This is a genomic window from Sediminibacillus dalangtanensis (assembly GCF_017792025.1).
GTDB classification, from domain to species: domain Bacteria; phylum Bacillota; class Bacilli; order Bacillales; family Amphibacillaceae; genus Sediminibacillus; species Sediminibacillus dalangtanensis.
Genome location: NZ_CP046956.1, coordinates 1,922,403 through 1,940,477, shown reverse-complemented (window position 1 = coordinate 1,940,477; position 18,075 = coordinate 1,922,403). Strand labels below are relative to the sequence as shown.

15 protein-coding genes are annotated in these 18,075 nt (G+C 43.7%); 2 read left to right on the top strand and 13 right to left on the bottom strand.

The genetic code is table 11. The features are described from left to right. Positions 1 to 16: 16 nt before the first annotated feature. Genes hisIE through ERJ70_RS09690 form a run of 8 tightly spaced genes read right to left on the bottom strand, consistent with a single transcriptional unit; the run spans position 17 to position 6,352 of the window. Positions 17 to 682 carry a bifunctional phosphoribosyl-AMP cyclohydrolase/phosphoribosyl-ATP diphosphatase HisIE gene (gene hisIE, locus ERJ70_RS09725; protein ID WP_209368913.1) on the bottom strand — a complete coding sequence of 222 codons (666 nt, stop codon included), beginning with the start codon at positions 680 to 682 and terminating at the stop codon, positions 17 to 19. Continuing rightward, positions 663 to 1,430 (bottom strand): imidazole glycerol phosphate synthase subunit HisF, encoded by a 768-nt coding sequence (hisF, locus tag ERJ70_RS09720; RefSeq protein ID WP_209368912.1) that lies wholly within the window; start codon positions 1,428 to 1,430, stop codon positions 663 to 665. Before hisF ends, hisIE begins: the two co-directional genes overlap by 20 nt. Then, positions 1,427 to 2,131, bottom strand: a complete 705-nt coding sequence (hisA, locus tag ERJ70_RS09715) for a 1-(5-phosphoribosyl)-5-[(5-phosphoribosylamino)methylideneamino]imidazole-4-carboxamide isomerase (RefSeq protein WP_209368911.1) — start codon at positions 2,129 to 2,131, stop codon at positions 1,427 to 1,429. The genes hisF and hisA overlap by 4 nt, the downstream gene beginning before the upstream one ends. Then, the gene (gene hisH / locus ERJ70_RS09710; RefSeq protein WP_209368910.1) at positions 2,128 to 2,727 is read right to left on the bottom strand and encodes an imidazole glycerol phosphate synthase subunit HisH; all 600 of its coding nucleotides are present in this window, start codon (positions 2,725 to 2,727) and stop codon (positions 2,128 to 2,130) included. Before hisH ends, hisA begins: the two co-directional genes overlap by 4 nt. Continuing rightward, positions 2,724 to 3,311 (bottom strand): imidazoleglycerol-phosphate dehydratase HisB, encoded by a 588-nt coding sequence (hisB, locus tag ERJ70_RS09705; RefSeq protein WP_209368909.1) that lies wholly within the window; start codon positions 3,309 to 3,311, stop codon positions 2,724 to 2,726. Before hisB ends, hisH begins: the two co-directional genes overlap by 4 nt. Continuing rightward, positions 3,295 to 4,608 carry a histidinol dehydrogenase gene (gene hisD, locus ERJ70_RS09700; protein WP_209368908.1) on the bottom strand — a complete coding sequence of 438 codons (1,314 nt, stop codon included), beginning with the start codon at positions 4,606 to 4,608 and terminating at the stop codon, positions 3,295 to 3,297. Before hisD ends, hisB begins: the two co-directional genes overlap by 17 nt. Further along, positions 4,605 to 5,225 (bottom strand): ATP phosphoribosyltransferase, encoded by a 621-nt coding sequence (gene hisG, locus ERJ70_RS09695; protein ID WP_209368906.1) that lies wholly within the window; start codon positions 5,223 to 5,225, stop codon positions 4,605 to 4,607. Before hisG ends, hisD begins: the two co-directional genes overlap by 4 nt. Continuing rightward, positions 5,222 to 6,352 (bottom strand): ATP phosphoribosyltransferase regulatory subunit, encoded by a 1,131-nt coding sequence (locus ERJ70_RS09690; protein WP_209368904.1) that lies wholly within the window; start codon positions 6,350 to 6,352, stop codon positions 5,222 to 5,224. Before ERJ70_RS09690 ends, hisG begins: the two co-directional genes overlap by 4 nt. A gap of 199 nt (positions 6,353 to 6,551) precedes the next feature. Between ERJ70_RS09690 and hisJ the strand changes: the two genes are divergently transcribed. Further along, positions 6,552 to 7,394 (top strand): histidinol-phosphatase HisJ, encoded by an 843-nt coding sequence (gene hisJ / locus ERJ70_RS09685; protein ID WP_209368902.1) that lies wholly within the window; start codon positions 6,552 to 6,554, stop codon positions 7,392 to 7,394. Positions 7,395 to 7,518: 124 nt separating this feature from the next. On the opposite strand, the gene ERJ70_RS09680 is transcribed toward hisJ, so the two are convergent. From ERJ70_RS09680 to ERJ70_RS09665, 4 genes are all read right to left on the bottom strand, one after another. Further along, a complete protein-coding gene (locus ERJ70_RS09680; RefSeq protein ID WP_209368900.1) occupies positions 7,519 to 7,710 on the bottom strand; it encodes a DUF4025 domain-containing protein in 192 nt (63 codons plus the stop codon). Positions 7,711 to 7,802: 92 nt separating this feature from the next. Next, the gene (locus ERJ70_RS09675; protein WP_209368898.1) at positions 7,803 to 11,441 is read right to left on the bottom strand and encodes a dynamin family protein; all 3,639 of its coding nucleotides are present in this window, start codon (positions 11,439 to 11,441) and stop codon (positions 7,803 to 7,805) included. 442 nt (positions 11,442 to 11,883) lie between these two features. Continuing rightward, positions 11,884 to 12,927, bottom strand: a complete 1,044-nt coding sequence (locus ERJ70_RS09670) for a C45 family autoproteolytic acyltransferase/hydrolase (RefSeq protein ID WP_209368897.1) — start codon at positions 12,925 to 12,927, stop codon at positions 11,884 to 11,886. A gap of 88 nt (positions 12,928 to 13,015) precedes the next feature. Next, positions 13,016 to 13,483 (bottom strand): CBS domain-containing protein, encoded by a 468-nt coding sequence (locus ERJ70_RS09665; protein ID WP_209368896.1) that lies wholly within the window; start codon positions 13,481 to 13,483, stop codon positions 13,016 to 13,018. 251 nt (positions 13,484 to 13,734) lie between these two features. Between ERJ70_RS09665 and ERJ70_RS09660 the strand changes: the two genes are divergently transcribed. Further along, on the top strand, positions 13,735 to 15,687 hold the full coding sequence (locus ERJ70_RS09660) for an AMP-binding protein (protein WP_245208164.1): 1,953 nt from the start codon (positions 13,735 to 13,737) through the stop codon (positions 15,685 to 15,687). An 848-nt stretch (positions 15,688 to 16,535) separates the two neighbouring features. On the opposite strand, the gene ERJ70_RS09655 is transcribed toward ERJ70_RS09660, so the two are convergent. Continuing rightward, on the bottom strand, positions 16,536 to 18,065 hold the full coding sequence (locus ERJ70_RS09655; RefSeq protein ID WP_374099814.1) for an acyl-CoA carboxylase subunit beta: 1,530 nt from the start codon (positions 18,063 to 18,065) through the stop codon (positions 16,536 to 16,538). Between the last annotated feature and the right edge of the window lie 10 nt (positions 18,066 to 18,075).

Here is an 18,075-nt window from a genome sequence, read left to right as displayed (position 1 = left end):
ACGTGCTTTTCCTTCCTCACCAATTTTCAATTTCAGGCCGGTCGCCTTTACTGTTTCCCTTTTTGTTCGTTCTTCTGTCCAGCTCTTTTTTTACAGCATCAAGTGGAACATCCTGTTCTGCGAGCAAAACAAGACTGTGGTACAATAAGTCACTTACTTCGTTTATGACTTCTGGTTTATTGTTATTTTTAGCTGCTATGACAACCTCGCCGGCTTCTTCAATCACTTTTTTTCCGATTTTATCGATGCCTTTATCAAAAAGATAGTTGGTATAAGAGTTTTCTACACGGAATGCTTTCCGATTCTGGATTTCTGTTATTACTTGATCAAAAATATTTTTCTTTCCTTTTTCTTTCTGTACTTCCTTTATCCCTTCACCAGTCACTTCATAGAAAAAGCAGCTTCTTTTCCCCGTATGACAAGCTGGTCCTTGAGGATTCACCCGTACCAGTAGTGTGTCTCGGTCGCAATCCAGAAATACCGATTGGACAGATTGATAATTTCCAGAAGTAGCCCCCTTATGCCACAATTCCTGACGGGAACGGGAATAAAACCATGTTTGTCCCGTTTCCATCGTTTTTTGATAAGCTGTTTCATCCATATAAGCAACCATTAATACGTCTCCTGACAAATCATCTACGATGACTGCAGGCAGTAATCCTTTAGAAAAGTCCGGCTTCACGTATATCCACTCCTTGTTCCGCACAGCTTTGCTTTACTTGGTCAATCGAAAAAGTTCCTTCATGGAAGATGGATGCAGCCAAAGCAGCGGAAACATCGGTTTCCCGGAACACTTCACTGAAGTGCTCGGGCTCGCCGCAACCACCTGAGGCTATCACGGGGATGCGGACAGCTCCCACTACAGCCCTGGTCAATTCAAGGTCAAATCCGTCTTTCACCCCATCGGTGTCAACACTTGTCAGTAAAATCTCCCCTGCACCTTGCAGTTCTGCTTCTCTTACCCACTCTAACACATCAATACCACTATCCTTGGTGCCGCCATGAGTCATGACATGCCAACTATTTTCAAAACGTTTTGCATCCACGGCTACAACCACACATTGAGAACCAAAACGACTGGCAGCTTCCCGAATCAAAGCAGGATTTGCGACAGCTGCCGAGTTCATTCCCACTTTGTCCGCTCCAGCTTGTAGAAGCCTGGTTACATCATCGATCGACTTTACCCCTCCCCCTACAGTAAAGGGGACAAATACTGTTTCCGCTGTCTTTTTGACAATATCAATCATCGTCTCCCTTCCCTCATTGGTAGCTGAAATATCCAAAAATATAATTTCGTCAGCGCCTGCCTGGGAATAAGCAGATGCCATTTCAACTGGATCTCCCAATTCTCTAAGCGAAACAAAATTGGTTCCTTTCACTACTTTTCCTTCTTTTACATCCAGGCACGGGATAATTCGTTTGACAATCAACCGACATCCCCCTTTATCCAGACTCGTCCATCATAAATCGCTTTTCCGACAATCGCTTCCTCGATTCCGATTTTTTCCAAGTTGCGGATATCCTCCATATCTTTAATTCCACCGGAAGCAACTATTTTGCAGTCCACGGCTTGGGAAATTTCCTGTAAAGATTGTAAATTAGGACCACTCAAAGTGCCGTCTTTGGAAATATCGGTAAACACGATTGTTTTAACCCCTAGTTCTTCCATTTTTCTGGCAAAATCGATAAAGTCAATCTCCGAAACCGTTTCCCATCCTCTTACTGCGACCTTGCCAGCTTTAGCATCGATCCCAATGACAATATGTTCAGGGTATGCTTTCAGGACAGCTTTCAAAAAAGCACCGTCTTCAAGTGCAGAAGTTCCGAGAACCAATCTGGAAGCACCTGCTTCTAGTAAACGCTCTACCGTTTCCATGTTCCTGATCCCGCCGCCGACTTCGATCGGAACCGATGATAAACCACACAGGCGAGTGATAAGTTCCAGCTGGCTGCCTTTGCCACTCCGTGCACCCTCTAAATCAACAATATGAATCATATCGGCTCCGTCGCGGATGAATGCATTCAGCTGTGCTTCCGGCTCCATCCCCACTTGGGTAGTACGGGAAAAATCTCCTTGATATAAACGGACGCATTTTCCATCTATTAAATCTATTGCTGGGATAATTTTCATTTTGCTGCCTCCTGAAGAAATGTCTTTAAAATATCGATGCCGACTTCTCCGCTTTTTTCTGGATGAAACTGAATACCATAAACATTTCCCTTTCTCACAATGGCCGGAACAGTCATCCCATAATCAGCTGTTGCCGCAATATAAGCTTCCTTTGTTTTTACAGCAAAGCTATGGACAAAGTAAACGTGCTTTCCTGTGAATTGCGAGAACGGATTCCCTTCTCCTTCGGCTTCCAAGGCATTCCACCCAATATGCGGCAGGATATGTTCTGTTTCCATTTTATTGATCGTGCCGGGGAGGATAGAAAGCCCCTCTGTTTCTCCACCTTCAAACCCTTCATCAAACAAAAGTTGCATTCCCAGACAGATACCTAAGAAAGGTTTTTTCTCTGCCATTTCACGAAGCAGGTTCTTTAACCCTCTTTCCTCTATTTCTTCCATGGCCGCTTGAAAAGACCCCACCCCCGGAAGGACAATGTGGGTGGCCTTCTGCAATGCCTCCCTGTCATCGGTGATCATCGCTTCATACCCGAGCTTACGCAAAGCTGTCGACACGCTTGCTACATTCCCCATTCCATAGTCAACAATCGCAATCATTCGATGAGCCCCTTTGTAGAATTCACTCCATCAATTTGCGGATTGATGGCAACCGCTTCAGCAAAAGCCCTTCCGAGAGCTTTAAAGATTGCTTCTATTTTATGATGCGTATTGGAACCATGAATAACCTTCGCATGCAAGGTGATCCCTGCTTGAAAAGCAAATGCTTGAAGAAACTCCCTTACCAATTCTGTATCAAAGTTTCCTAAATTCGGAGCAGAAAACGCTGCATCAAAAACGAGAAACGGCCTCCCGCTAATATCGATAGCCACAAAACCAAGTGATTCATCCATTGGCACATACGCGTGGCCATACCGGTTGATTTTTTGTTTATCTCCCAGAGCAGTCCGTATGGTTTGCCCCAAAACAATGCCCACGTCCTCCACAGTATGATGACTATCAATATGTAAGTCACCGTCTGCTTCTACTTTGAGTCCAATTCTTCCATGACGGGCAAACAATTCAAGCATATGATCAAAAAATCCCACTCCAGTTGAGACTGACACAACAGTTGCCTCGTCAAGATTGCAATCGACATTGACCTCCGTTTCATTGGTTTTTCTTTGTTTACTCGCTGTTCTCATTTTTTCCACTCCCCCCTCTCTTGCCCGCTCTTTGTTTCACCGCTCGTGAATGCCCCTCAAGTTCCTCTGTTTCTGCTACATTGCACACATGGGCGGACGCTGTTTGCAAAGCCTTTTCCGAATAATAAAGAAAGGTTGTTTTTTTTATAAAATCGTCTACAGACAAGCCGGATGAGAATCTTGCTGTGCCAGCTGTTGGCAATACATGGTTGGGCCCTGCGTAATAATCGCCCAATGCTTCCGGCGTATAACTGCCGAGGAAAACAGAACCTGCGTTTTGAACTTTTCCCAGCAGTTGAAGCGGTGCAGCTGTCTGAATTTCCAAATGTTCAGGGGCAAGCCGGTTTGCCAGTGTAAACGCCTCGTCTAAATCGTCCACCAGTACAATTGCTCCATTTTCTGATAAGGAAGCTTCGGCAATTTCCCGTCTTGGCAGGCTGGTGCATTGCTGTTTTATCTGTGCACTAGTCGTTTCGGCTAAGCTGTGAGAAGTAGTGAACAACACCGCCTTGGAAGCTTTATCATGCTCAGCCTGGGCGATCATGTCTGCTGCGACAAATGCTGGATCAGCCGTCTCATCGGCAATTATGCACACTTCAGAGGGTCCGGCAATCATGTCGATGCCTACATCCCCAAAAACCAATGACTTGGCAGCAGCTACATAGGCATTGCCCGGACCGACGATTTTATCTACTGGTGGAATGGATTCTGTTCCATAAGCCAATGCTGCTATAGCCTGTATTCCGCCGATTTTGTAAATAGAATCGACTCCCGCAATGTCTGCGGCAACCGACAATACCGGTGAGATGGTTTCTCCATTTCTTGCTGGTGTCACCATGATCACTTGTTTGACGCCTGCCAGAACAGCAGGTATCGCATTCATCAATACTGTTGATGGATAGCTGGCTGTACCGCCTGGTACATAGATTCCCGCCCGTTCAATAGCCCGGTATAATTGTCCGGACATAATATCTTCAGTCATATCCATAAACCGTGTATTTTGCAACTGTTTTTTGTGAAAGGATTTAATGTTGTCAGCAGCGGCCCTCAACGAAGCGACAACCTCTTCAGATACCGTCTCCCACGCCTGCTGCCGTTCTTGCTCTTCAACCCGCCAAGCGACAGGTACTTCCCCATCAAATTTTTTCACATATCGTTTTAAAGCTTCGTCACCATCTGTCCGAATATCATCGATTACTTGTTTAGCAGTTTGTAAAATATCGTTATCAAGCCGACTGCGCATTTTCCTTTTCAAGAACAGCTCCTTATATTTTTCAGCCGAATAAATGGGAATCATTGGACAGGCACTCCTTTCTGCAATGTGTCTACTACAGGTGCCAGCAGGTCCTTCTTTAATTTTAAAGAGGAACGGTTCGCGATGCATCGCGCACTATACTGATGAAACTCTTCTTTTATGACCAGCCCATTTTCTTTTAAAGTCGTACCGGTTTCCACGATATCGACAATTCCATCGGCCAATCCGAGAATCGGAGCGAGCTCGACTGAACCTTCTAGTTTTACGACGTCGACCGATTCTCCTTTTTGTCTGAAAAATTCTTTGGTAATGTTAGGATATTTACTTGCAATTGTACGTTTACGCTCGGGCCAGTTAATTCCTGCTTCTGCGGCAAGTGCCATCCGGCACTTGCCGAATGGAAGAGGCAGCAAATTATAGACATTGGGCTGAAATTCGGCTAGGATGTCTTCGCCGACTATTCCCAAGTCAGCAATTCCGTGTTCTACATACGTTGTGACATCCACCCCTTTTGCAAACACGAACTGGAAATCTTCCGTTTCAACCCTTAGCTTTCTTCCCTTGTTCATCAACGGGATGACGTCATATTCCAATGATTGAAAAAATTCAAGAAATTGTTTTTCCAAACGCCCTTTGGTTAATGCAATACACGGCTTCATCGTTCCAACACCTTCCAACGATTCTCTTTTTTCGTTATTTCGATTATCCGGTCATAATGCGATGACTCGTTGTCCGGTAAGTCGTAACGGATGTCTACAATCTTATCAGGAAAATCTGTACGGATCTTTTCAGCATATGCATGGCTTTCCGGTGAAGCCCAAAGGCAAATTTTCTCCCGGTTCTGTGCAGGGGCAAGTTGTCCTGATAATATATCCACGTCGAATGCAAGTCCTACAGCTGAATGGCGTTCGTCAAATTGCTCATATAATTTGTCGTACCTGCCTCCTGAAAAGCAAGTGGAGCCATTCTCCCTGAGGTAGCCCCTAAACATCGTTCCACAATAGTAAGGAAGATTCTTCACCCTTCCTAAATCCACCAAAATTTCATTGATGCCACAGTCACTCAATAACTTTGCCAAGCTTTTCAGATGCCGGACGATTTCGAGGAGACGCTGATTATTTTTCCAGTGTTTTTCATAGTCTTCCAGCATTTTTGCAGACCCGTATGCATCTACCAGTTCTGTCAATTCTTCAGCGATTGTCTGTGAACCTGCATGGCTTGCCAAATGGAAAACTTCATCTTTTCGTTTGTCATGCATCGCTAGTCTCAGTTTCTCCGATTGAAAAGGATCAAGTTTTAATGGTGCTGTCAGTTCTTCGAAAATTTCTGAGTGCCCCAACTCGATTAAGTAGTCATCCACCTCTAATGCATTTAAATAATCAACTGCTGTAAGCAAGGATTCACTTTCTCCCAAAAATGAAGGAGCATGCACGATTTCTATTCCGGCCTGCCTGCTTTCCATTCCTTGTTTGTCACTGCGGAATACAGACCCCTGGTAGCACCATTTATGTTCTGAATGTGGCTGTTTCACTAATGCCCGGGCTATAGCTGTTGTCCAGTCGGGCCGAAGCACCTCGATTTCTCCCTCATGGTTAAACCATTTTAGCATCGGCTGCAAAGCCATTCCTGCGAATGAATTAGTAAAGGTTTGAGCATATTCGACGACCGGCGTTGAAATCGGTTGATAGTTTCGCCTTTCGGTAATTTTGGTGAAAATTTCAAATGCCCGAAATCGCTTGTTTATTTGTTGTCCAACTTCGTCCTGGCTTCCTGCTGGCAAAAACATATTAACACCTCTTTCCGTATAAATCCTTTACCTTTTTACCACTCTACCACTTTACTTAGGTAAAGTAACTTGTTAAGATGAATTTATCACACTTCTACTTTACCGTCAACAAGATGGGCCATGTAGCTTTAAAAGAAAACAATGGCTTTGAAAGCTTGATACAAATCTAGAAATTTAGAACGAAGAGAGGCGGTAACACATGAATATTAGCGGCGATTTTCACGTCCATACCCCGTTTTGCCCACATGGCACCAAAGATAGGATGGAAGCTTATGTTAAACAGGCAATAGAGTCAGGACTTACTCATTTAACCTTTACCGAGCACGCACCGCTTCCTGCTGGTTTTTCCGATCCTGCTCCAACAGAAGACAGCAGTATGCCGGCAAAATCTGTTGAAACCTATTTGAAGGAAGCACAGCAATTGAAAAAGACATACCGTGATAAATTAGTTATCCAAGTTGGATTGGAAGTTGACTTTATAGCTGGGTTCGAAAAGGAAACCTGTTCGCTATTGGAAAAATGGGGACCACGGATCGACGATGCCATTCTTTCGGTACACATGCTCCGCAGTCCTGAAGGCAAATTTGTTTGCCTGGATTACAGTGTCGAAGAATTTGCTTCCATCGTCTCCATTTTTGGTTCCGTTGAAGCTGTTTACCAAGTATACTATCGTACGCTCCAACAAGCCATTACGAGTGAATTGGGACGGTACAAACCGAAACGGCTAGGGCATATCACACTCGTGGAAAAATTTATACAGGCTTTTCCACCCGCTCGAAAATTTGAACAGGAAATCGTAGAAATCCTTTCCCTAATGGCCGAAAATGGAATGGAATTAGACATCAATACAGCGGGTTTGTATAAAGAGTACTGTCAATCCATTTATCCTGCGGAAAAGTTTATTCGACAAGCATATGCGTTAGGCATTCCACTTGTTCCAGGCTCCGATAGTCATCAAGCAGATCATATTGCACGGGGATTTGAAGACTTACCTGATCTTCATTACGCTTTTCCTGAAGGCATTAGCAACTCATCTAACTGAACATGCTTTTTCAGTGTTTTTCCATATGAATCTTTACAACAAAGTGGACAAAGATAGTTTTATTCTATTTTATCATTAAAAAGTGCAGCTCTCTCCCTCAAGAGAACTGCACTTTTTTGTCCATTTATTTTGTCTTTCCCTGTTTATCCTTTTCTTCACTGCGGTCTATCGTGCCGTCCGTTAGACCGCTTTCGACTTGTTTATGTGTTTTATCCAAACCCTTTTCCACGTCGGTATCTTTGGAGTCTTCTCCTTGATAATTTTTTTCAGACAGTTCTTTGCTTTGGTCGTTTGTTACTTTATCTTTGTCAGCCATGGTTTGCCTCCTTGATGAAATTATCATTCCTATTTAGTACATTTACGTTCTTACCAGACTTTAAACCTTTTCGCAGGAAATGAATAACCATCTCAGGTCAGCAAGGCTGCAATTTTTTGTTTCTTAGTATCCAATTCATCGACGTCAACGTCATCCGCTAAACTATGAAGCAATCCCTCGAAGTATTGCGAGATTGACTCCAAATATTCTGCTTTTATCTCCGCTAAGCAGCTATTCCATTGTTCGTTGTACCAGTCTAAAATTTTTTGCTTGTTGTCCAAAAGGTAATGTTCCACCATCGGATCAAGCTCTTCCTGGAGACGCTGTTTCACTTTTTCTTTCCCGTTTTTCTCAAAAAAGTGCTTGGCTGATTTATACAGGGCGAGCGCAGGCTTAAACCGCTGGAAATCTACCTCCTCCATGGCTGGTGAAAAAGCAGGTGTCTCAAACGGATATTCTGTTATTTCGGAAAAAATGAGATCAGACTGGATATTGGAAAAAGTGTGCTGTAGCTGCATGCTCCATTCCTCAGCTTTTTGATTCATAAAACGCTCCATCCGCAGGGAAACCGCACGAAGTTCCTGCGCGAGTTCAAAGCCGATGTCTTTCAGCAACGTGTTCAGTGCCAGCTGCAAGTCACGATCTGCTTCTTTACCATCCCCTGAAATCGTTGCAGGGTTGAACGACTCTTTAAAGCGATCAGTGAATTGAATCGACAGCCTTTCGTGGACGTAATACAGCTGTTTTTCCAGTTTTTGGTCAATTTCTTTTTTTACAAGCTTAGAGTCCGACGTTTCTACGACTTTTTCCATCTTTTCTCTATTTGCTTGATAATGTTGTTTTTTACGCTCTTTTTCCTGCTGGTCCAAATTCGCCGTGTTGATATATGCTGCCAGTTGACTTTCCGTCCGTTGTATATCATGCATCGACGAATGGATGATCAATTGCATCATCTCTTCTTTTAGAAATTGATAAAACGCTGTTTCAAATTCATCCATACCGGAATTACCTGACTCTTTTCCCTTTCTTTCCTTTTCTTTCATGCCCAAGTGGCTGGACACCGGGTACAATCGCGGATTCCTGATGCCGAAACCGAGCAGCTGATCAGCAATATAGTTGGTTACAAGTTGCAATTCCTGTTGGCTGCTAGCCAAATCTGCCGCATTCACGAGAAAAAACATTTTATCAAGACTGAAGGCATCCTTCACTCTGCCGAGTTGAACTAAAAAGTCGCGATCCGCTTTGGAAAAGGGATGGTTATAGTACGTGACAAACAAAATGGCATCTGCTTGCTTAATGTATTGAAAAGCAACATCAGAATGTCTCGAATTAATCGAGTCAGCTCCAGGTGTATCCACCAATGTAATGCCTTGGCGTGTTAGTGGGCAGTCATAGAATAACTCCATCCATTCTACATAACAAGCAAGGGATTCGTCTGAGACAAATAAGGGAAACTCCTTCAGCGATACGAGCTGTACACTTCCCAACTGCTGTTTTAATTTGCTGTAGCCTTCCATCACAGCTGTCAAAAATGATCGGTGCATTTCTTTCAAGCCATTTAGATTGACTCCATCGTTTTGCTGCAGCCACTCGATTATTTCCGACAATCCTTGAAATTTTGGCATCCTTCCGTTTGTTTCATCCAAAATGGCTGATATTTCATTAAAAATTTCCCGCTCACTTTTACATTTGACCCTTACACTCCCATGAGGAAATTCGTTTGTGGGCGGGCAAATTTTATTGATTGCTGCCGTGGTCGGATTCGGTGAAACAGGTAAAACGCGCTCCCCTATCAGTACATTCGCGAATGAAGACTTTCCTGCACTGAAAGCCCCGAACAAAGCGATCGTAATATCGCGCCTTGTCAGCTTCTCCCGTTTAACGGTTAAATCTTGATAAATTGCATGGAATCCTTTTACGTCCTTGACTTCCTCCATCGTCTGTTCAACTTTTTTGACGGTTTCCTTTACCGACAGATGCCCAGGCAACTCCATTTCCGCTTCCATTGATGCTGGTTCACGAGGAACTCCAGAATCTTCCGGCAGGATTATTTCTTTATCTGATTCCCGAAAGCGAACGGCCTCTTTCTTATCCTGAATTTGCCGTCTCATTGTCTCCAATGTCTGGCTGATAAACGGTTGGTCGTTCCGAGTCTGGTATAAGTCTATTTTTTCTTCTTGAAATCGTTCATCGAGTTTCAAAAGCTTTTCTTCTATTTGATGATATTGCTCGGCCCGTTCTACAGCTTGCTGTTGTTGGAACTGATCTGATTCGGCTTGTTGCCGGACAATGGCAGACGCTTCTTCAATAATACTTAAGGCCAGTTGTTTGGCCGATTGCTTGATGGCTTGAGAGACATCGTCTGTATAAACCAGCAAGTATTCACCGTTTAACGTCGCTCCAGGCTTTATCAATTCCGTTAAGCGCTTTTTGGGAAATTGTACCGAGAATTGCTGAATCGATTTGATTAAGGAAGCGTCATGTATTTGTAAGTGTTTGACGGTTTCCAGCAGTTTATCACGGATTTTCCAGTCAATGGCTGCTTCGATTGTTTTGGTGAGCGACTCATGAAATGCTTGCAATCGTTGCTCGCGAACTTGTTCAATTTTTTTCTTGCCGGAAAATATACCTGGCTTGAACTTCGGCTGCATCGCTTCCAAATACCCCTTTGCCTGTTCCCGAAGATCGAATGGCATAAGGTAGGCGTTCTTCAACGTTGAATCCACTGTATTTTTCAATTCCTTTTCTGCCTGTTCAGGCAGTGTTTCGAGCCTTTTCAATTCTTCCTTAGCCTCTTCTACCGATTCCGCATCTTCCTGGCCGTCCAATTGATATAATTGTTGATAATATTCCGCTTTTTCCTGATCTATTTTTTCTTGGTAACCGTTTAAATAATCTGATGCCAGTGTTTCCGTGGACAATATTACGGTTTCCTCTACTAAATCTATTTTATCCTTCATCAACTGCTTCATTTCAGTTTGCAATGCCTGAAATTGACTAAAGGTGTGTCCCGTTTCTTTCAAGCTAGTATAAAAAACAGCTTCGGGCTCCAGCTTCCAATTGTTAAGCGTCTCCGTTAAACTATTTTTAAATTGTTGAAGTCCCAATTCCTGTTCCTGATGTTTATCAATTTGGTTAATGATGATATAAATGCGCTTTCCTTCTTGCTGGGCCTGTTTCATAAACGAAAGGTTTACCTCTGATTGAACATGATTATAATCCATCACATAAAAAAGCACATCCACTAAATGCAGGGAGGATTCCGTTATTACTCTGTCTGCATCGTTTGATGAATCGATCCCTGGAGTATCCAACAAGGCAACTCCGTTCGGGAGATGCGGATTCTTGGTAGCTATTTCGACTCGTTTTATCGCATCCCCATTTTTACAATGCGCTTGAATCGTGTCAAAATCATAAGGCTCCTTATACAACAATGGACCTCCCTCTTTAAAAAACACACGGGCAGTTCCATCTCCAGCCTGTATTTTCACGACATTTGCACTAGTGGGAATTGGGCTGGAAGGTAAAAGGTCATTGCCAAGTAACTTGTTGATCATCGTTGACTTACCGGCTGAAAAGTGTCCTGCAAAACAAATGACAAACTCATGGGAATCAATTTTTTCCAACAAGTCAAGCGCTTTGTCTGCTAATTCTGTTTGTCCGGCGTCCGTGAATTTCGCATACATTCCCGCAACTTGTTGTGTTGTAGATTGGCTTACTGTGCTGTTCATTTATGTTCATGCTCCCTTTTTTGCTGGATTAATAAGTTTACAATGCAGAAATACAGAGAAGTTACTTCATTGTCTTGTATAATGGTGCAATTGAATGAAACTGCGAAGTAATTTTCTCTTGGCGCCCTTTTTGTCCATAAGTAGCATTACGGCGCTGTGGAAATCCCCTGTGCGAAAAACAGCTGTTTCTAGCCGAGCATACTGTCCATTCTCAAGGAATGTTTCGCCAGCTTAACATCGCACGAACAAAATCGATTGTTGTTTTCAAGGATTCTATGTGCTTTGCCTCCGCTTCCAAAAGCTTATGCTTCTCCTTCTAAACAAAGCTCTTTACCAAGCTGTGGAAAAAAGCAAGATCCTCGAATAAAACGACCATTTTTCCTAACAAGGTTATTATACGTGCAATAAATCAAATTGACCACAATGGAAAAATCCAGACTAATCAAGATTCCATAAACGGCAGTTCTTCATCTGTGTTTAAGTATCCAATTAATTGTTTGATTTTTGTGTCCTTCCCTTGTAACCAATCCTTAAATGATAAAATGAATGGTTCCCGGTCGCTGCCAACGGCAAACCATACTGCCAGCTTCTCCGGAAGGTAGGCAGATGTGTGCAGCGTACCAGCCCATTGTGTATATTTTTCGGAGAAAATCCCCCTAGCTTTGTCATTGAATAACCGGAATGCTTCATAGGAAGAAGTCAGCTTGCCCTTTTCATCTAATAACAGCTTCTCCCTCCGTTTGGAATCATCTAAATGATGACGGTTTTCCTCTTCTAAGATGTCAAAATGATTTGTGCTCAATGGTTCATCTTTGACAACAACCCCTCTTGGCGTGGCTTCGACGACTTTCGCCTTTCCGAATCGATCGAATAAAACATAATTAAAGGAATGCCGGTGAGGAACCCGCTTCAACATATCAGCAGCTTCCTCGCTGTTTTTGCAGGTTTCCAATACCATTCGTGTGATTGCATTACAAATAAAGCCATCCCCTGGTTTCCGACGATGGACAAAATTATAGCCGACACTTAATCCGTGTTCGTTCATCCCGTCAGCTCTTCCGGTGATTCGTTGACTGGGGCCAATGGTCGCATAGCCGTCCCGGGGTTGAAATAATACGAAACGACCTTCATACGTCTTAGGATGATAATCATAGTTACGCACCAGGTAGTCACTCCCGGTCAAAATCGAACAACCAGAAGGGTGCCACTCCTGCTGGTATCCACTGTAATTTCGCACTGTCTCCTCCATCGGGAGCTCGAGACCTTGTGAAAGCCCTTCGAGCTCTTCCCATAAATGAGGCATGTATGCTTTGATGGTCTTCTTGGCTTTATTAACGTCGACAACATATCTTGGTCTTTTCCTGGGTTGGTTGACGCGTTGGTAATTCTTTTCCAAAGCGGAGTCCTTTAGTCTTTTGCCTTGTTCAAACCCGAACTGCGCGTGACTTCCTCTGAACTCTAAAAAACTTGTGGTGACTTTTTTCATTTATATTTCCTTTTCTATCGTTAGATTTTTTTATTCTAGTCTTCTGCAAGTAGTAAAGCCATCACACAGAAAATATCCCTTTTACATGCTAGTCCAATTCCTTGATTAACTGATTAGAAATATAGCGGATTAAGTCTCCTCTGCTGATTACTCCGACTACTCTGCCGGCATCGTTTACTACTGGTATTTTCTTAAAACCATGCTCCGCCAGGATTTCAAGTGCCTTTTCCAGATTATCCTCCGGCTTTACCGTATAAAGCTTTTGCTTTCTCATCATATCTTCTACCGGGAGATGAATCGATTTTTTTAATTTATCTTTCAGTTCCTGACGTTCACTCACAAGGACAAGGGTGTAAATATCGTATATGGTCCTTCCCTGCGGCTGTAAAAAGCGGATGACATCTCCGTCACTGATCATTCCTTGCAGCACTCCCTGTTTATCTACGACAGGAACACCGCCGATTTTGTTTGCGACAAGAATTTCTAATAAATCCTTTATCGTAACATGCTCTTCAATTTGCACAACATCTCTAATCATAAACTCGCTGATTTTCATTTTAACACCTCGAAGTTTTTATTTATAATTGGTTCAATTTATCGATTTGTGTTTCAACAATTTAGTAGACAACGTTTCCCTGCCTTCTTATAGCGTATCATGGAAGTAGGACAGTTGGAATAATATTGCTTTTTCTCAGCTGATCAGTAAGCTCTTTTTCCTTTCATCCTATATGGCAGAGACCGCTGATAAACTTAACGCTTTAATGTATAATGAAAATGTAAGCACTTACATTAGGGAGGGCGGTTGATTTGGTAAATACGACACAGGCGGCATGGGAACCATCAAAGGATATTCTGCAAAAATCCCGGCTAGGGAGTTGGATGCGGAAACTTGGTTTTTCCGATTATGATTCTTTTTATCAAGAATCAATTAAAAAAATTGATTGGTTTTGGCAGGAGGCTGTACAAGAACTGGATATTTCCTGGTTTTCCAGTCCCCACACCACTCTTGATCTATCCAGAGGGGTCCAGTATCCCGATTGGTTTGTGGGAGGGAAAATAAATGTTGCCTATAATGCAGTGGAAAAATGGGCGGATAACCCATCGACCCGCCACCGAACTGCACTCATTTGGGAAGGGGACGGACAGGAAAAAAAGGTTTACACATTCGAGCAGTTAAATGCAGAAGCAAATGCAGCAGCGAACGGATTCAAGCAATTAGGTGCAAAGCGTGGAGACGTCATTTTTTTATATATGCCGATGATACCAGAAACGGTAATTGCAATGCTGGCTATTTCGAAAATCGGGGCTGTGTTCACACCTGCTTTTTCCGGTTACAAGGCAGATGCTGTATCAGCCCGACTCGAAGCTTCTGGCGCAAAATTTTTAATTACTGCAGACGGTTATTACCGCCGTGGAAAAATAGTCAATATGAAACAGGAAGCAGATAAAGCAGTCGGTCAATCCGATGCACTCGAAAAAGTGATTGTTGTGGAAAGAATTGGAGAGATGGAATCATCGGTAACAAGCAGAGACGTGGCATGGAAAACCATTATGAAAAATAGCAGCGATTTCAAAGCTGTAGAAACAGACAGTTCAGAACCTTTCATGATCATTTATACTTCTGGTACTACCGGGAAGCCGAAAGGAACGGTACATACCCATGCAGGTTTTCCGATTAAAGCGGCATTCGATGCGGGAATTTGCATGGATGTCAGACCAGATGATAAATTATTTTGGCTTACCGATATGGGATGGATGATGGGTCCGTTTTTAGTATATGGCGGGTTGCTAAACCGAGCTGCTATTGTCTTATTTGAAGGTACCCCGGATTATCCTGGGCCAGATCGGCTCTGGCAGTTGACGGATGAACTCCGGCTAACCCATTTAGGTATTTCCCCTACCCTAATCCGAAGTTTGATGCAACACGGTACACAACCAATTGAACCATACGTACTGAGCAGTCTGCGATTATTTGCTTCCACGGGCGAACCTTGGAACGAAAAACCATGGCACTGGCTTTTCGAGGAAGTCGGCAATGGAAGCGTCCCTATTTTCAATTATTCTGGCGGAACAGAGACTTCAGGAGGAATCTTGGGAAATGTATTGGTAAAACCGATCCAACCTGCTAATTTCAATGCAGCACTCCCCGGGATGGCAGCAAATGTATTCAATCAAGAGGGGCAGACAGTTACCGGTGAAGTCGGAGAACTTGTGATCCAACAGCCATGGGTGGGAATGACTAAGGGATTTTACAAGGATACCGATCATCGATATGAGAATACGTACTGGCACCGTTGGGAGGATACATGGGTTCACGGAGACTGGGTTATCAAGGATAGAGATGGCTATTTCACCATTACCGGACGCTCTGATGATACATTGAACATTGCCGGAAAAAGGATTGGTCCCACTGAAATCGAATCTTGTTTAGTAAGCCACCCAGCTGTTGCAGAAGCCGGAGTGATTGGCTTGCCTGATGAGCTGAAAGGGGAAATAGCTGCGGCCTTTGCAGTACTCCATAGTAGCTGTCAACCAACCGAACAGAAGAAAGAGGAAATACTCAACTATATGAGAAGCCGTTTAGGTAAAGCGCTAGCTCCCAAGCAGCTGTATTTCCTATCTGATTTACCGAAAACACGGAATGCCAAAGTGATGAGACGCGCTTTAAAGACCGTATTCCTCGGTGAATCCCAGGGTGATCTTAGCGCTCTTGTCAACCCGGAAATCCTTGAAGAAATAACCGCTCTTCGAGAAAACTAATCAGGAAAGCGATGGGATGGTCTTCCCCACCTTGATAAAGCATAATAGTCGAATAGCAACCATGAAAGAGGCACTCAAGGAATTAAAATGATTTATCATATTAAGAAAGAGGCCGGGACAAAAACATGGCCACCAAAGCAAAAACCGAGCGAATTCTAAATGCTGATTGAATTCGCTCGGTTTTTTTGTAAGGTTAGACTTCCTTTTATCCTGTCGTTTGATGTGTGCTTCAAATCGCTACGGCAAGATACTACGCGTCCACGGGCACGGCTTCAACTTCCTCAGAAAGCACTAACCGCTTTCTTGCGGGATTTTCAGCTCGTGCTGTTCCCGTTGAAGTCTCCGTATCTTGCCTTCGCTATGTTTTTGGGCTCTGATTTCCACGTGATCAAGACAGTGAATAGAACCGTATTCTTTTATTGGATGATAGGTATCTCTAAACAGGAACGAAGACGAAAATTCAGCATGAGAGTTCCTTTATTCTTTGGAAATTGGCCAATAGCATAAAAAGGCGGTTTCCATGCAGCTCAGCTTTCTATCTGTAACGGAAATAGGCAAAACGGAAATCACATCCGAAGAAAAGGAATCTCCTTCAACGGAGGCAAGGTACGCAGACTCCAGCGGGATGAGTGCGAGCTGAAGATCCACTTGGCAAAGCGGTATGCTTTGCCAAGTTAGCTGAAGCCGTGCCCGCGGAAAGCGAAGGACCTTGCCGGAGTGGGAAGTTGCAATTTTTATAGGGTAGAACGTTTGCTTTTTGCTAATCAAATAAATCCGAACGAATGGTGGAATGTTCGGTTGTTATTTTGATCACGATGCTTTTGTCCCAGACTCTTTCTCCTCTTTTATCAAACTGGATAAACGCCGTGTTTTCTTTCCGTGAATTGTACGGATTTGTTTTTGTAAAAAGCAAATCTAGAGATTAGTTCCCTTCTTAGTTTCTCTGGTTCAATTACAGCATCAACAACCAATTCCGATGCCAGCCGGTATATATCGATATTGGCTTTATACTCCTCCTGTTTAGCACGAATAAATTCAGCTTTTTCTTCTGCTGGCAGCTCTGCAATCTTGTTGGCATAGACGGCGTTGACAGCAGCTTCTGGTCCCATCACTGCGATTTGTGCACCAGGTAACGCCAGTGTGCAATCCGGCTCAAATGCAGGACCGGCCATGGCGTACAATCCTGCTCCGTACGCTTTTCGAACGACAACCGATATTTTGGGCACTGTCGCTTCGCTCATTGCAGCGAGCATTTTGGCGCCATGTCTGATTATCCCTGCCCTCTCCACTTTGGTCCCGATCATAAAACCGGGGATGTCGGCTAAAAACAGCAAAGGAATATGGAAGGCGTCACAGAGTTGAATGAATTTTGCCGCTTTGTCTGCAGAATCAGGAAATAACACGCCGCCTTTACTTTTCGGCTGATTGGCGATTACGCCGACTGCTTCCCCGTCCAACCGGGCGAAACCGGTTATTAATTCTGGCGCAAACAGCCGCTTTATTTCACAAAAGGAATCTTCGTCGATGATGTGGTTGATTAACTCATACATATCAAATGGAGCATTCTGATTTTCAGGTATCAGCTCACCGATCGTTTTTTCGCTAGTTTTCGGAGGAAGCGCCGATATACGGGGCGGCCTCCCCTGATAATTATCCGGGAAATACTGAAGATAATGACGGGCAAATTCAATTGCTTCCTTTTCGGATGCAGCTAATACATCCCCGCAACCGGATACGGAACAGTGCATCGCAGCACCGCCCATTTCCTCCAGTGTAACTTTTTCCCCGATCACTTTCTCAGCCATACGCGGAGAGCCGAGATACATAGAAGCATTTCCATCTACCATGACGACAATATCACAAAAAGCTGGTATGTATGCCCCCCCTGCTGCCGAAGGACCGAACAGCAAACAAACCTGAGGCACCCTTCCCGAAAGTTTGATTTGATTGTGAAAAATTCTCCCTGCCCCTCGTCTACCCGGAAACATTTCGATTTGGTCGGTTATCCTGGCACCGGCAGAGTCAACCAAATAAAGCATTGGTACATTTAACTTTGCAGCGGTTTCTTGTATTCTGACAATCTTCTCGACAGTCTTTGCTCCCCAGGACCCCGCTTTGACGGTAGAATCGTTTGCCATGACACATACTGTTTTGCCATGGATTTTGCCGATACCAGTCACCACTCCATCAGCAGGAAGCGTTGGGTCCATACAGTTGGCAAACAAGCCGTCTTCCAATTCAACATCATCATCAAACAGTTCCTTCAAACGATCTCTCACAAATAGTTTCCCTTTTTCTAGGTTTTTTTCATGGTATTTTTCTGCTCCGCCTTTTTTAATGCGATCTTGGTGTGAGGATTTTATTTCTGCTTTGTCCATTTGCATGGTC